The organism is Pseudomonas sp. Sample_14, assembly GCF_004307515.1.
GTDB classification, from domain to species: Bacteria; Pseudomonadota; Gammaproteobacteria; order Pseudomonadales; family Pseudomonadaceae; genus Aquipseudomonas; species Aquipseudomonas atacamensis.
In genome coordinates, this window is sequence record NZ_RCOC01000096.1 from 176,501 (window position 1) to 191,515 (window position 15,015).

14 protein-coding genes are annotated in these 15,015 nt (G+C 60.4%); 13 read left to right on the forward strand and 1 reads right to left on the reverse strand.

All coding sequences use genetic code 11. The features are described 5' to 3' along the window. Nucleotides 1-23: 23 nt before the first annotated feature. The 6 genes from murJ to ispH all read left to right on the forward strand — a co-directional run bounded on the left by murJ (nt 24) and on the right by ispH (nt 7,576). Nucleotides 24-1,562 (forward strand): murein biosynthesis integral membrane protein MurJ, encoded by a 1,539-nt coding sequence (murJ, locus tag D8U61_RS25245; protein ID WP_130902281.1) that lies wholly within the window; start codon nt 24-26, stop codon nt 1,560-1,562. A 129-nt stretch (nt 1,563-1,691) separates the two neighbouring features. Next, nucleotides 1,692-2,630: a bifunctional riboflavin kinase/FAD synthetase gene (gene ribF, locus D8U61_RS25250; protein WP_016773125.1), complete on the forward strand. Its 939-nt coding sequence runs from the start codon at nt 1,692-1,694 to the stop codon at nt 2,628-2,630. A 13-nt stretch (nt 2,631-2,643) separates the two neighbouring features. After that, nucleotides 2,644-5,475, forward strand: coding sequence for an isoleucine--tRNA ligase (ileS, locus tag D8U61_RS25255; RefSeq protein WP_130927860.1), 2,832 nt, complete (start codon nt 2,644-2,646; stop codon nt 5,473-5,475). Beyond that, nucleotides 5,468-5,980, forward strand: coding sequence for a signal peptidase II (gene lspA / locus D8U61_RS25260; protein WP_041477796.1), 513 nt, complete (start codon nt 5,468-5,470; stop codon nt 5,978-5,980). Before ileS ends, lspA begins: the two co-directional genes overlap by 8 nt. Beyond that, nucleotides 5,973-6,425, forward strand: a complete 453-nt coding sequence (fkpB, locus tag D8U61_RS25265; RefSeq protein ID WP_122698534.1) for an FKBP-type peptidyl-prolyl cis-trans isomerase — start codon at nt 5,973-5,975, stop codon at nt 6,423-6,425. Before lspA ends, fkpB begins: the two co-directional genes overlap by 8 nt. Nucleotides 6,426-6,631: 206 nt before the next feature. Beyond that, on the forward strand, nt 6,632-7,576 hold the full coding sequence (ispH, locus tag D8U61_RS25270; RefSeq protein WP_016773129.1) for a 4-hydroxy-3-methylbut-2-enyl diphosphate reductase: 945 nt from the start codon (nt 6,632-6,634) through the stop codon (nt 7,574-7,576). On the opposite strand, the gene D8U61_RS25275 is transcribed toward ispH, so the two are convergent. Further along, entirely contained in the window at nt 7,533-8,102 is a 570-nt protein-coding gene (locus D8U61_RS25275) for a GspH/FimT family protein (RefSeq protein WP_130927861.1), read from the reverse strand. The genes ispH and D8U61_RS25275 overlap by 44 nt on opposite strands. Nucleotides 8,103-8,231: 129 nt before the next feature. Between D8U61_RS25275 and D8U61_RS25280 the strand changes: the two genes are divergently transcribed. Genes D8U61_RS25280 through thiO form a run of 7 tightly spaced genes read left to right on the forward strand, consistent with a single transcriptional unit; the run spans nt 8,232 to nt 15,001 of the window. Then, nucleotides 8,232-8,705 (forward strand): GspH/FimT family pseudopilin, encoded by a 474-nt coding sequence (locus tag D8U61_RS25280; RefSeq protein WP_130927862.1) that lies wholly within the window; start codon nt 8,232-8,234, stop codon nt 8,703-8,705. Further along, nucleotides 8,702-9,151, forward strand: a complete 450-nt coding sequence (gene pilV / locus D8U61_RS25285; RefSeq protein WP_130927863.1) for a type IV pilus modification protein PilV — start codon at nt 8,702-8,704, stop codon at nt 9,149-9,151. Before D8U61_RS25280 ends, pilV begins: the two co-directional genes overlap by 4 nt. Continuing rightward, nucleotides 9,148-9,861 carry a prepilin-type N-terminal cleavage/methylation domain-containing protein gene (locus D8U61_RS25290; RefSeq protein WP_130927864.1) on the forward strand — a complete coding sequence of 238 codons (714 nt, stop codon included), beginning with the start codon at nt 9,148-9,150 and terminating at the stop codon, nt 9,859-9,861. The genes pilV and D8U61_RS25290 overlap by 4 nt, the downstream gene beginning before the upstream one ends. A gap of 10 nt (nt 9,862-9,871) precedes the next feature. Beyond that, complete coding sequence (locus D8U61_RS25295) at nt 9,872-10,351, forward strand: PilX N-terminal domain-containing pilus assembly protein (RefSeq protein WP_016773134.1); 480 nt, start codon at nt 9,872-9,874, stop codon at nt 10,349-10,351. Further along, the gene (locus D8U61_RS25300; protein ID WP_130927865.1) at nt 10,338-13,427 is read left to right on the forward strand and encodes a PilC/PilY family type IV pilus protein; all 3,090 of its coding nucleotides are present in this window, start codon (nt 10,338-10,340) and stop codon (nt 13,425-13,427) included. Before D8U61_RS25295 ends, D8U61_RS25300 begins: the two co-directional genes overlap by 14 nt. Before the next feature lie 15 nt (nt 13,428-13,442). After that, nucleotides 13,443-13,844, forward strand: coding sequence for a type IV pilin protein (locus D8U61_RS25305; RefSeq protein WP_122750953.1), 402 nt, complete (start codon nt 13,443-13,445; stop codon nt 13,842-13,844). A gap of 56 nt (nt 13,845-13,900) precedes the next feature. Beyond that, a complete protein-coding gene (gene thiO, locus D8U61_RS25310) occupies nt 13,901-15,001 on the forward strand; it encodes a glycine oxidase ThiO (RefSeq protein WP_130927866.1) in 1,101 nt (366 codons plus the stop codon). The last annotated feature ends 14 nt before the right edge of the window (nt 15,002-15,015 follow it).

Sequence of the window (15,015 nt, forward strand, 5' to 3'; positions counted from 1 at the left end):
ATCGACAGGCACAAACTCTCTCAATGAATCTGCTCAAATCGTTGGCCGCCGTCAGCTCTATCACGATGCTTTCCCGGATTCTGGGTTTTGTTCGTGACACGCTGATCGCGCGGACATTCGGCGCCGGGATGGCCACGGATGCCTTCTTTATTGCGTTCAAACTGCCCAACCTGCTGCGGCGGATCTTTGCCGAAGGGGCTTTCTCCCAGGCGTTCGTGCCGATTCTGGCCGAATACAAAAGCCAGCAGGGCGAAGAGGCGACGCGTACCTTTATTGCCTATGTATCCGGCCTGTTGACGCTGGTGTTGGCGGTGGTGACGGCGCTGGGCATGATCGCCGCGCCCTGGGTGATCTGGGCCACAGCGCCCGGTTTTACCGATACCCCGGAGAAATTCCAGCTCACCTCCGATCTGTTGCGGGTAACCTTTCCTTATATATTGCTGATCTCGCTGTCGTCGCTGGCCGGCGCGATCCTGAATACCTGGAACCGCTTCTCGGTGCCGGCCTTCGTGCCGACTCTGCTCAACGTCAGCATGATCGTGTTTTCGCTGTTCCTCACGCCGTACTTCGATCCACCGGTCATGGCCCTTGGCTGGGCGGTGCTGGTCGGCGGTCTGGCGCAGTTGCTGTATCAGCTGCCGCACCTGAAAAAGATCGGCATGCTCGTGCTGCCACGCCTGAACCTGCGCGACAGCGGCGTGTGGCGGGTGATGAAGCAGATGCTGCCGGCGATTCTCGGCGTGTCGGTCAGCCAGATTTCATTGATCATCAACACCATCTTCGCCTCGTTTCTGGTCGCAGGTTCGGTGTCGTGGATGTATTACGCCGACCGTTTGATGGAATTGCCGTCGGGTGTGCTGGGTGTGGCTCTCGGGACGATTCTGCTGCCAACGCTGGCCAAGACCTACGCCAGCAAGGATCGCCACGAGTATTCGCGAATCCTCGATTGGGGGCTGCGCCTGTGCTTTGTGCTGGTGCTGCCGTGCGCGCTGGCACTGGGGATTCTTGCCGAGCCGCTGACGGTTTCATTGTTTCAATACGGCCAGTTCAGTGGCTTTGATGCCGAGATGACCCAGCGTGCGCTGATTGCCTATTCTGTCGGCCTGCTCGGGATTATCGTGATCAAAGTGCTGGCGCCGGGCTTTTATGCGCAACAGAACATTCGCACCCCGGTGAAAATCGCGATTTTCACGCTGGTCTGTACCCAGTTGTTCAACTTGGCGTTGATCGGCCCACTGGCCCATGCCGGCCTTGCCTTGGCGATCAGTGCCGGTGCTTGCCTGAATGCCGGGCTGCTGTTCTATCAGCTGCGCAAGCAAAAGATGTATCAACCGCAACCGGGCTGGGGCAAATTCGGTTTCAAGCTGGTCGTTGCAGTGACCGTGATGTCGGCGGTGTTGCTGGCCTGCATGCATTTCATGCCCGCGTGGGATGAGGGGCATATGCTCGAGCGCTTCCTGCGGCTGGGCGCGCTGGTGGTTGCTGGCGTGGTGGCGTATTTCGGTATGTTGCTGCTGCTGGGTTTCCGCCTGCGCGACTTCAATCGCAAAGCCTTGAGCTGAGGTTTCAGTCTTTATAAACAGGCACGGGCCGGCGGTTTTGTCGGCTCGTTCACTTTGCGTTACGGTGTTGCCTGTCGTCGGCCGTCGGGTGTGGTTATAATCGACCACTTTATGAGCAAGAAGCGCGTTATGCAGCTGGTTCGAGGCCTCCACAACTTGCGCCCCCAGCATCGGGGCTGCGTCGCCACTATTGGCAACTTTGACGGTGTTCACCGTGGTCACCAGGCTATCCTGGCCCGGCTGCGTGAGCGTGCGCTCGAGTTGGGCGTACCCAGCTGCGTGGTGATTTTCGAGCCGCAGCCGCGGGAGTTCTTTGCGCCCGATACCGCACCGGCACGTCTGGCGCGGTTGCGCGACAAGCTGCAATTGCTGGCCGCTGAAGGCGTCGACCGGGTGCTGTGCCTGGCGTTCAACCAGCGGCTGAGCAAGCTCAGCGCCAGTGAGTTCGTCGATACCATTCTGGTCGATGGCCTTGGCGTGCAGCATCTGGAGGTCGGTGACGATTTCCGTTTCGGTTGCGACCGCCTCGGCGATTTCGATTTTCTGATGCAGGCCGGGCAGGTTCACGGTTTCACCGTCGAAGCGGCGCAAACCGTAGAGCTGGACGGCATTCGCGTCAGCAGCACGCAGGTGCGCAACGCCTTGGCTGCGGCCGACTTTGCCCTGGCCGAACGCTTGCTCGGCCGTCCGTACCGCATCGCCGGTCGCGTGCTGCATGGGCAGAAACTGGCCCGGCAACTGGGCACGCCCACTGCCAACATTCAACTCAAGCGTCGTCGCGTGCCGTTTACCGGGGTGTATCTGGTGAATGTCGACATCGACGGCAAGACCTGGCCCGGCGTCGCCAATATCGGCGTGCGCCCCACGGTGCAAGGAGATGGCAAAGCCCACCTCGAGGTCCATCTGTTAGATTTTGCCGGCGATCTGTATGACCGGCGTTTGACGGTGGTTTTCCACCAAAAGCTGCGTGAAGAGCAGCGCTTCGCCTCTCTGGAGGCATTGAAAACGGCGATCAATGCGGATGTCGCCACCGCCCGTGCACTAGCCGCACCTAGCGCCCATCGCTAATGAAGAGCCTTAAATGACCGACTATAAAGCCACGCTAAACCTTCCGGACACCGCCTTCCCAATGAAGGCCGGCCTGCCACAGCGCGAACCGCAGATCCTGCAGCGCTGGGACAGTATTGGCCTGTACGGAAAGTTGCGCGAGATTGGCAAGGATCGTCCGAAGTTCGTCCTGCACGACGGCCCTCCGTACGCCAACGGCACGATCCACATCGGTCACGCACTGAACAAGATTCTCAAGGACATGATCATCCGCTCGAAAACCTTGTCGGGTTTTGACGCGCCGTATGTCCCGGGTTGGGATTGCCACGGCTTGCCGATCGAGCACAAGGTGGAAGTGACCCACGGCAAGAACCTTGGCGCGGATAAGACCCGTGAGCTGTGCCGTGCCTACGCCACCGAGCAGATCGAAGGGCAGAAGTCCGAGTTCATCCGTCTCGGCGTGCTCGGCGACTTCGCCAATCCGTACAAGACCATGGACTTCAAGAACGAGGCCGGTGAAATCCGCGCCCTCGCCGAAATCGTCAAGGGTGGTTTTGTCTTCAAGGGCCTCAAGCCGGTGAACTGGTGCTTCGATTGCGGTTCGGCTCTGGCTGAAGCGGAAGTCGAGTACGAGAACAAGAAGTCCTCGACCATCGACGTTGCATTCCCGATCGCTGACGAGGCCAAACTGGCTGCCGCGTTCGGTCTGGCGTCGCTGAGCAAACCTGCTGCGATCGTGATCTGGACCACCACCCCGTGGACCATCCCGGCCAACCAGGCGCTGAACGTGCACCCGGAATTCAACTATGCCCTGGTCGATATCGGCGACAAGCTGCTGGTGCTGGCTGAAGAGCTGGTCGAAGCCTGCCTGGCGCGCTACGACGTGGAAGGTTCGGTCATCGCCACCACCACCGGTAAAGAACTTGAGCTGATCAACTTCCGTCACCCGTTCTACGATCGTCTGTCGCCGGTGTACCTGGCTGACTACGTTGAGCTGGGCGCTGGCACCGGCGTGGTTCACTCCGCCCCGGCCTACGGCGTGGACGACTTCGTGACCTGCAAGAAATACGGCATGGTCAACGACGACATCCTCAACCCGGTACAGAGCAACGGCGTATACGTGCCGTCGCTGGAATTCTTCGGCGGCCAGTTCATCTGGAAGGCCAACCCGGCCATCGTGGAAAAACTGACCGAAGTCGGTGCGCTGATGCACACCACCGTCATCGAACACAGCTACATGCACTGCTGGCGCCACAAGACCCCGCTGATCTACCGCGCTACTGCGCAGTGGTTCATCGGCATGGACAAGGAGCCAACCAGCGGCGACACCCTGCGCGTGCGCTCGCTCAAAGCCATCGAAGACACCAAGTTCGTTCCGGCCTGGGGCCAGGCGCGCCTGCACTCGATGATCGCCAATCGTCCGGACTGGTGCATCTCGCGTCAGCGCAACTGGGGCGTGCCGATCCCGTTCTTCCTCAACAAGGAAAGCGGCGAGCTGCACCCGCGTACCGTCGAGCTGATGGAAGAAGTCGCCAAACGCGTTGAAGTCGAAGGGATTGAAGCCTGGTTCAAACTCGACGCCGCCGAACTGCTTGGCGATGAAGCGCCGCAGTACGACAAGATCAGCGACACCCTCGACGTCTGGTTCGACTCGGGCACCACGCACTGGCACGTCCTGCGCGGTTCGCACCCGATGGGCCACGAGAGCGGCCCGCGTGCCGACCTGTACCTGGAAGGTTCCGACCAGCACCGTGGCTGGTTCCACTCCTCGTTGCTGACCGGTTGCGCCATCGACAACCACGCGCCGTACCGCGAACTGCTGACGCACGGCTTCACCGTCGACGAGTCCGGGCGCAAGATGTCCAAGTCGCTGGGCAACGTGATCGCGCCGCAGAAGGTCAACGACACCCTGGGCGCCGATATCATGCGTCTGTGGGTCGCTTCGACCGACTACTCCGGCGAAATGGCGGTGTCCGAGCAGATTCTGCAGCGCAGCGCTGATGCCTATCGTCGTATCCGTAACACCGCGCGCTTCCTGCTTTCCAACCTGACCGGTTTCAATCCGGCCACCGACCTGCTGCCGGCTGAAGACATGCTGGCGCTGGATCGCTGGGCGGTGGATCGCACGCTGCTGCTGCAACGCGAGTTGCAAGAGCACTACGGCGAATACCGTTTCTGGAACGTCTACTCGAAGATCCACAACTTCTGCGTGCAGGAGCTGGGTGGTTTCTACCTCGACATCATCAAGGACCGCCAGTACACCACCGGCGCCGACAGCAAGGCCCGGCGCTCGTGCCAGACCGCGCTGTTCCACATCTCCGAAGCGCTGGTGCGCTGGATCGCGCCGATCCTCGCCTTCACTGCTGACGAACTGTGGCAATACCTGCCGGGCGAGCGTAACGAGTCGGTCATGCTCAACACCTGGTACGAAGGCCTGACCGAGCTGCCGGAAGGCTTCGAGCTGGGTCGCGCCTACTGGGATCGCATCATGGAAGTGAAGGTTGCAGTCAACAAAGAGATGGAAATCCAGCGTGCGGCGAAAGCCGTCGGTGGCAACCTGCAGGCCGAAGTGACGCTGTTTGCCGAAGAGGCGCTGAGCGCCGATCTGGCCAAGCTGAGCAACGAACTGCGCTTTGTTCTGATCACCTCGACTGCCAGCGTTGCGCCATTCGTGCAGGCTCCGGCCGATGCAGTGGCCACCGAAGTCAGCGGTCTGAAACTGAAGATCGTCAAATCGGCGTTCCCGAAATGCGCGCGTTGCTGGCATTGCCGCGAAGACGTCGGCGTGAACCCGGAACATCCGGAAATCTGCGGGCGTTGCGTCGACAACATCAGCGGTGCTGGCGAGGTTCGTCACTATGCCTGATGCCATTGGCCGTTTCGGACGGCTGAGCTGGCTGTGGTTGAGCTTGCTGGTTCTGGTCATTGACCAGGCCAGCAAGTTCTACTTCGAAGCCAAGCTCGAAATGTTCCAGCAGATCGTGATCATTCCCGACCTGTTCAGCTGGACGCTGGCCTACAACACCGGCGCTGCCTTCAGCTTCCTCGCCGACAGCTCCGGCTGGCAGCGCTGGCTGTTTGCCCTGATCGCCATTGTCGTCAGTGCCGTGCTGGTGGTCTGGCTCAAGCGCCTGGGCCGCAACGACACCTGGCTGGCCGTCGCCCTGGCACTGGTGCTGGGTGGCGCGCTGGGCAACCTGTATGACCGCGTTGCCCTGGGCCATGTGATCGACTTCATCCTGGTGCACTGGCAGAACCGCTGGTATTTCCCGGCGTTCAACATTGCCGACAGCGCGATCACCGTTGGCGCGATCATGCTGGCACTGGACATGTTCAAATCGAAGAAAACCGAAGAGGCTGCTCATGACTGAACCGCTATCGACTGAGCAACGCATCGGCCAGAACACCGAAGTCACCCTGCACTTTGCCTTGCGCCTGGAAAACGGTGACACCGTCGACAGTACCTTCGACAAGGCCCCGGCGACGTTCAAGGTCGGCGATGGCAACCTGCTGCCGGGCTTCGAAGCCGCACTGTTCGGCTTCAAGGCCGGCGACAAGCGCACCCTGACCGTCGAGCCGGAAAACGCTTTCGGTCAGCCGAATCCGCAGAACGTGCAGACCATCCCGCGTTCGCAGTTCAACGACATGGAGTTGTCACCGGGTCTGCTGGTGATCTTCAACGATGCGGCCAATACTGAATTGCCAGGTGTGGTGAAGGAATTCGACGACACGCAAGTGACCGTCGACTTCAACCACCCGCTGGCGGGCAAGACGCTGACCTTTGACGTGGAAATCATTTCCGTCAAAGCGATCTAAAAATGCAGGAGTGAGCTTCTGTGGCGAGGGGATTTATCCCCGCTGGGGTGCGAAGCGCCCCCAGACCAGTCAACGGATTCTGAGACAAATCCGTTGACGGTCTACGACTGCTAAGCAGTCGAGCGGGGATGAATCCCCTCGCCACAACAAGCAGGTCTCTACAGTCTGTTTTCCATTGTTTTCGCGCGCAAGACACGAGGCACAGCATGCAAATCAAACTCGCCAACCCCCGTGGCTTCTGCGCCGGTGTGGACCGGGCGATCGAAATCGTCAACCGCGCCCTGGAAGTCTTCGGGCCGCCGATCTATGTGCGTCACGAAGTGGTGCACAACAAGTTCGTCGTCGAAGACCTGCGCAGCCGTGGCGCGATTTTCGTAGAAGAGCTCGATCAGGTACCCGATGACGTGATCGTCATTTTCAGCGCCCACGGTGTTTCCCAAGCCGTACGCAACGAAGCCGCCGGTCGTGGCCTGAAAGTCTTCGATGCAACCTGCCCGCTGGTGACCAAGGTGCACATCGAAGTCGCCAAATACAGCCGCGACGGTCGCGAGTGCATCCTGATCGGCCACGCCGGTCACCCGGAAGTCGAAGGCACCATGGGCCAGTACGACGCGAGCAATGGCGGCGCGATCTACCTCGTTGAAGACGAAAAGGACGTGGCCGCATTGCAGGTGCGCGATCCGGAAAGACTCGCTTTCGTCACCCAGACAACCTTGTCGATGGACGATACCAGCCGTGTGATCGATGCCCTGCGCACGCGCTTCCCGGCCATCGGTGGCCCGCGCAAGGACGACATCTGCTACGCCACACAAAACCGCCAGGACGCCGTCAAGCAACTGGCCGACGAGTGCGACGTGGTGCTGGTGGTCGGCAGCCCGAACAGCTCCAACTCCAACCGTCTGCGTGAACTGGCTGAGCGCATGGCGACTCCGGCGTACCTGATCGACGGTGCCGAGGACCTGCAACAGAGCTGGTTCGACGGCGTCGAGCGCATCGGTATTACCGCTGGCGCCTCCGCACCGGAAGTGCTGGTGCGGGGCGTGATCCAGCAATTGCAGGCCTGGGGCGCGACCGGTGCCGACGAGCTGGCTGGCCGTGAGGAGAACATCACGTTCTCGATGCCGAAAGAGCTGCGCGTCCGTTCGATCTGACGCTTCTGCGTTTGTCGCACAGCGCCTGTTCGGTCTCCTGACTGCCCAGGCGCACGCGACCGGTCGCCGCCAGCACGATCTGCCGCTGGCTGACCGGCTCGTGCGGCGAGCAGACGTGTATTGTCCCTGCCTGAAACCGCCGTCCCGGCATCAGCGGTTGCCCCAAATGACTGAACCGCACATAGCGGCTCACCCACCAGTTGCCGACAATCGGCACCTTCGCCTCACTGGCGCGTTCAACCAGCAGCGGATTGCTGCTGTCCTCCGGCCCCTTGCCGCTTCGATCCAGAATGATCCGCCAACCCTGACTCCAGTCATCGTCGATGCCATGGATCACCACGCTCTGATTGTGCGTGATCGCCAGTGTGCGAGCGTGGCGGATGCCTTCGAGCAGCGACTGCGCTGCGTGGTCGCGCTGAGTCGCTTGCTTGAGCGCGGCGAACGCCGGGCTGACCAGCAGCAGAACAATTGCGCCAATCGCCAGTCCCATAAGCAGTTCAATCAGGCTGAAACCGTGTTGCGGCATAAAAAATCCCTCCGGGAATGGTATGAGCAGCGCAATCCGTGCGCCGCGCAGGGCAAATCAGTCGGCGCGTGCCGAGCGAATGTTCTAGCGTGTAAAAGCAGGTATAGCCGACGGCAACGGAGGGCACCGATGGATCTTCGTACAAAAGGTTTCACGCTGGTCGAGTTGCTGGTCGCCATCGCGGTGTTCCTGGTACTGATCACGCTGGCGGTGCCGGCCTTTACCCGTACGATCCAGAGCAGCAAGGCGGATACCGAAGTCGGCGACTTGCAGCGAGCGATCAATTTCGCCCGGCTCGAAGCGATCAATCGCGGCGTGACCACGCGTCTGCGTCCGACCGCCGGCGGCAGTGTGTGGACCGGTGAGCTGGCGGTCTACGACAGTACTGGCAATCCGGCCAATGTGTTGCGGGTTGTTCCAGCAATGAGCAGTGGCGCGACTCTGGCGCTACCCTCAGGAGTGACCGCACTGGATTTCAACAATCTTGGTGGTCTGGCGGCACCGTCGACGGCGGTAGTCATCGGTTACACGCTGGGCACGCAAAGCAGGACGCTGAACGTGTGTTTGAACGGACGCATTCAACTGGGTGGAAATTGCGGATGAGGGCAGGGAGAAAAAACGCACAGGAGGGCATGACGCTGATCGAAGTGCTGGTCGCGCTGCTGATTCTCACCGTCGGGCTGTTGGGCGCAGCGGCGGTGCAGCTCAATGCGCTGAAGTACACCGACAGTTCGCGGATGACCAGTCAGGCCAGCTTCATCGCCTATGACATGATGGATCGCATCCGCGCCAATTCCGGCGCCAACTACACCGTCACGCCACCGACCTCGGGCAATCTCAGTAATGCGCGGGACCAGGACCTCTACGATTTCACCACCAACATCGCCAACTTCGGCGGTCCGACCGCGACGGGCAGCATCACCCTCAATCAACGGGTCTACACCATCACCATTACCTGGAGCGATGCGCGCGCGGCGAACGCTGCCAGTGCCCAGCGCAGTTTCGTCCTGACCAGCCGGGCGGCGGTCGATCCGGTGGCCACACCATGAAGCGTGCCAGCCGTGGTTTCGGCCTGATCGAATTGCTGATTGCTCTGGCTTTGGGGCTGATCGTCGTGCTTGGTGTGGTACAGATTTTCATCGCCGCAAAAAACACTTACGTCAGTCAGAACAGCGCCGCAGCGATGCAGGAAGACGCGCGCTTCGTTCTCAGCAAAATGATTCAGGAAATCCGCATGGTCGGCATGTTCGGCTGCCTTGGCACCATCGTCGACTCCAGCTCAGCAGGGGATTTCAACACTGCCCAACTCATCCCGATCAACTGGGATAACGCCAATCTCAAGCTGACCCTGGTCACCGCCGATGTGGGCAGCGGCGGGGGCACACCGACCTGGACGGTGATTTCCGATTGCCGCAACAGCGCGGTCGCCTACAGCGGATTGCGCAACCCGACCACGGGCCAGATCGCGTTCCCGATCCGGCGCCTGATCTACAGCTTCAGCAATAACCAGATCCTCATGGGCACCGGCAGCGGCAATCCGGCGCAGCAAGTGCTGGTCAACAATGTCAGCGCCTTCAACGTCACCTTCGGCCTGGCCAGTTCGGCGACCGACGTCGCAGCCTCGACCTACAGCAGCAACCCTGGCGATCCCGCGCGCATCCGCAGTGTGCGCCTGAGCCTGACCCTCACCGACCCGAACAATCGGGTGCGCAATCAAACCTTCAACGTGGTTGCGGCATTGCGCAACCGCTTGCCATGAGGGGGCGGCGATGAGGATTTCCTTGCAACAACGTCAGGCACAGCGCGGCATGGTCTTGTTGGTCAGTCTGGTGTTTCTGCTGTTGCTCACATTGATCGGTTTGTCCTCGATGCAGAGCGCCAACCTGCAAGAGAAAATGGCCGGCAGCGTCAGCTTGCGCAATCAATCGTTTCAGGCGGCCGAAGCGGCATTGCGTGTCGGCGAAAGTGCAGTACAACTGGACAGCTACTCATTGGCGGTGTGCAGCGGCACGAGCCAATGTCTGCCGCCGGCGGAATCGTCATCGGTCAGCTCGGCCGGCTTCAATTCGACCTCCGGGGTGACCTGGATCGCTGCCGGTAATGGCTTTTATGGCGTGCAGAACATCGGCACGACCCTGACGGCGGTGAACGTACCAAGTAACACTTCGGCGACGTTGTATCGAGTCACTGCGGTCGGCATCGCCGGCAATTCGCGTAGCGTGGTGGAGAGTGTCTATGCGAAGTATTGAGCGCGGCCTGTCGTTGTTGATCGGCATGCTCCTGAGTTTCTACCTGGCGGCACCGGCCTGGGCTTTCACGCCTTCCGATTCGCCATTGCTGAGCGCGGCTGCGGTGGCGCCGAACGTGATGCTGCTGATCGATGATTCGGGGAGTATGAACAGTATCATTTACGCCGCCGGATTCGACCCGAACGTCAACCGCACTCCCGCCCGGCAGTGCAATGCCTTCCTCGGCTTGTGCTCTGCACTCAATGCACCGCAGATTACTGGCGACACAGTGTTTCTATCGAGTCTGCCGACTTCCGGTTGCTCGGGAGGCGCCTATGCGTTCTACAACAACAGCGTGGCGCCCTTGTGCCTGAAACTGCCCGACCCCGTAGGCAATGAGAACACTCGGTATTCCGCCGATTACATTTCCTACATAGTCAGCCTCGCCAACAGCAACGGCACCCGTGACTTCACCACGGGGGCGATTCCCAACGATTACCGGATGAACGTGGCGCGCAACGTTTCCACCGCACTGGTGAGCAGCAACCGCACCTTGCGCATGGGCCTGTCGACATTCAATCCGGCGACCAGCAGCAACCCGGGCAACGGCGGTTTCATCGCCCGCTCGATCACCGATTTGTCACCCGTCGCGGGCAGCGTCACCCAGGCCCAGGCAGACACCAACTACAACGCGCTGATCTCATCGATCAACGGCTTGAACGCCGTGGCCAACACGCCATTGGCCGAGAGCTATTACGAAGTCACCCGCTACATGCGTGGCTTGGCGCCTTACTACAACGGCACGCCGGCGACCTATACCAGTCCGATTCAATACCGCTGCCAGAAAAACTACGGCGTGGTGATTACCGATGGCTTGCCGACCTATGACCGTACCTTCCCGACCAACGATCCGCTGGGAGGCAGTCGCTTACCGAACTGGGATGGCGTGAATAACGATGGCGACAACCTCAACGGTGACGGCGAAGGTGACACGCTGTATCTGGATGACATCGCCAAATTCGCCTTCGACATCGACATGCGTTCGACCGGCACCGACGCCGCCGGCAAGAGCTGGAACGCGTTGGATTTTCCCGGGCAGAACATGAACACCTACACCGTGGGTTTCGCTGCGGATAACGATATGTTGTCCGACGCCGCCAGTTACGGGCAGGGCAGGTATTACCAGGCGACCGACAGCTCCGGGCTCAATGCGGCGTTATCGTCGGCACTGAGCGATATCACTTCCAAGGCCGGCTCCGGTGGTGCCGGTGTTGCCAGCAGCAGTACGTTGACCAGTGGCAGCAGTTTTTACCAGACAACCTACGATCCCAAGGATTGGCGCGGCACGATCAGGTCGTTCGGCTTTACCTCGACCGGCACGGTAAATACCTCGACGGCGCAATGGTCGACCGACACCACCATCGTGCCCTCTGCCACAGCGCCGACTTTCCAGTCATGGAACACCTTGAGCAACACGCCCATTGCTCTGGCATTCGGCAGCTTTTCCCCAGCCCAGCAGAACACGTTGAATCAGGGCCTACCCACCGGTATCAGCGGCACTGAACTGGTGGAGTGGAGCAAAGGGACCAACAGGGCAGGGCTCAAAGTGCGCACTGCGCTGCTGGGCGACATCATCAATTCGCCGCTGGTGCTCGCGTCGCCTTCGGACAAGACCGCATCCGATCTGACGGGTGACAGCAGTTACACCAACTACCTGACGACCAAGACTGCGAACATGAATACCAGTCTGGTGGTGAACGCCAACGACGGTTTCGTCAACGTGATCAATTCGGCGAACGGCACCCGCCGTTATGCCTACATGCCCTCCAGCGTGCTGCCCTCGTTGCGGCTGATTGCGGATACCAATTACGTCAACGGCGTCAGCCACAAGTTTCTCGTGGACGGTCAGGTCGGCGTGTTCGATGCGCAGGCTGGCACCACCTGGAGAACGCTGGCCATTGGCGGAACGGGGGCTGGTGGCAAAACCTTCTATGGGCTGCAACTGTTCGATGCCTCGGCGGGCAATGTCATCAGGGCATTGTGGGAGGTCAGTGCGCCGGTCACTGCCAATACGTCGAACGCTTTCAATGACCTGGGTTACGCTTACGCCCGTCCGGAAGTGGCACGCTTGGCCAATGGTCGCTGGGCGACATTCATCGCCAATGGTTACGGCAGCAATTCGGGGGTTGCGGCTTTGTATGTACTGGATGCAATGGATGGTTCGCTGATCAGGAAAATCGTCATCGACAGCACGGAAACCACTAACGGTCTGTCTTCGGTAAAACTCAGGGTCAATTCCTCGAACGTGGTGCAGGCTGCCTACGCTGGTGACCTGAAGGGGCGTATGTGGAAATTCGACTTGAGCGCACCCGGGGCAGAAAGCTGGGGCGTGGCGTTTGCCGGCAAGCCTTTGTTTACCGCCCCGGGTGGGGCAACGCAGCCGATCACCGCGCAACCGCTGCTGGCGGATAATCCGCAGGGCGGCAAGCAAGTGTTCTTTGGCACCGGCAAGTTCAACGAGACTGCCGACAAGACCAACAAGGATCTGCAGGCGTTCTATTCAATCTGGGATGCAGAGGGTGGGGCCGGCCAAATCACCGTCAGCAGTTTGCAAGCACAGGCGATAACCGGTTCGTTCTCCGGCAGTTCCGGGCAGTTTCTGACCACCAGCCAGAATGAAACGACCTATCCGGGAGAAAAAGGCTGGTATCTGCCGCTGGTGTATAACAACGTGCTGACCGGCGAGCGCGTGATCAATCAGGCCAGTCTTGTGTTGGGGCGAGTTGTTTTCACCACTGCCAGCGTCGATACCACCGACCCGTGTTCGAGCTTTGGTACGGGCCGACTGGTCGAACTCGATGCGTTCAACGGTAAGATGCTCAACTACGCCGTGATCGACACCACCGGCGACCGTTTGGTCGACAGCAACGATACGATATCCAGCGGCGTGATTTTTACCGGCGGCATTCCGACCCTTAACGTCATTTCCGCCGGTGGTACGGGAAAGGTCGTGACCGACACCAGTGGCGTCATCACCACCATTGTAGAGAAGGGTGGCGGTGGCAGCCGTCGTATCATGTGGCGACAAATCCAGTAAGCGAGAATTTGAGGCATGCGCAGAACCAGCCGAGGTTTTACCCTGATCGAGATCATGATCGTTATCGCGATTATCGGGATCATCCTCACCATCAGCATTCCCAGCTACAACGAATACGTGAAGAAGGGCCGTCGCGCCGAAGTGGTTTCGCTGCTCTCGGAGCAGGCGCAGACCCTCGAGCGTTTCTACACCCGCAACAATGTCTACACCGGCGTCACCGGACTGAGCACGGGCAATGATTTCTACACCATCACCCCGACGCTGACCGACCAGACGTTTGTGCTGACCGCGACGCGTAAAACCGGCTCGGCCATGGCCACCGACAAGTGCGGGGATTTCACCCTGACCAACACCGGCGTGCGAAGCATGAACAACGCGACCACCGGAGTGACCGCCAAGGATTGCTGGGGCCGCTGACGCACTCTTTTTCGGGCGCCTTTTGCGCCCACTGTCTTTTTACGGTTGGATCAAACATGACCAGGCAACAGCAAGTGGTGATTGTCGGCGGCGGGGTGATTGGCCTGCTCACTGCCTACAATCTCGCCTCCGAAGTGCGCAGCGTGGTGCTGCTGGATCGCTCGAATGTCGGCCAGGAATCATCCTGGGCTGGCGGCGGCATCGTCTCGCCGTTATACCCGTGGCGCTACAGTCCGGCAGTCACCGCGCTGGCGCATTGGTCGCAGGATTTTTATCCACAGCTCGGCGAGCGCTTGTTTGCCGACACGGGGGTTGATCCTGAGGTACACACCACTGGTCTGTATTGGCTGGATCTGGACGATGAAGCCGCAGCCCTGGCCTGGGCCGAGCGGGAAAGCCGCCCGCTGCGGGCTGTGGATATCTCGGCGGCGCATGACGCGGTGCCGGTGCTCGGCAGCGGTTTCAGCCGGGCGATCTACATGGCCGATGTCGCCAACGTGCGCAATCCACGGCTGGTCAAATCGCTGAAAGCCGCGCTGCTGGCGCTGCCGAATGTGACGATTCATGAGCAATGCGAGGTCAGTGGCTTCGTCCGCGAGGGCGAGCGCGTGGTCGGCGTGCAGACTCCGACGGGCGTGATCAACGGCGATCAGATTGTGCTGACAGCGGGGGCGTGGAGCGGTGATCTGCTCCAGACGCTGAGCCTGACGCTGCCGGTCGAGCCGGTCAAAGGCCAGATGATTCTCTATAAGTGCGCGGCTGATTTCCTGCCGAGCATGGTGCTGGCCAAGGGGCGATATGCGATCCCGCGTCGCGACGGTCACATTTTGATCGGCAGCACGCTGGAGCACGAAGGCTACGACAAGACCCCGACCGATGTAGCGCTGCAAAGCCTCAAGGCCTCGGCGATCGAATTGTTGCCGGCGCTGGCGGATGCCGAAGTGGTCGGGCACTGGGCCGGGTTGCGGCCGGGGTCGCCGGAAGGGGTTCCCTTTATTGGCCGGGTGCCGGGATTCGAAGGGTTGTGGCTGAACTGCGGGCATTACCGCAACGGGCTGGTGCTGGCGCCGGCATCGTGTCAGCTATTTGCTGACGTGATGCTGGGGCGGGCGCCGATTATTGATCCGGCGCCGTATGCGCCTGAGGGCCGGATTTAGTCAGAGGCGGGTAG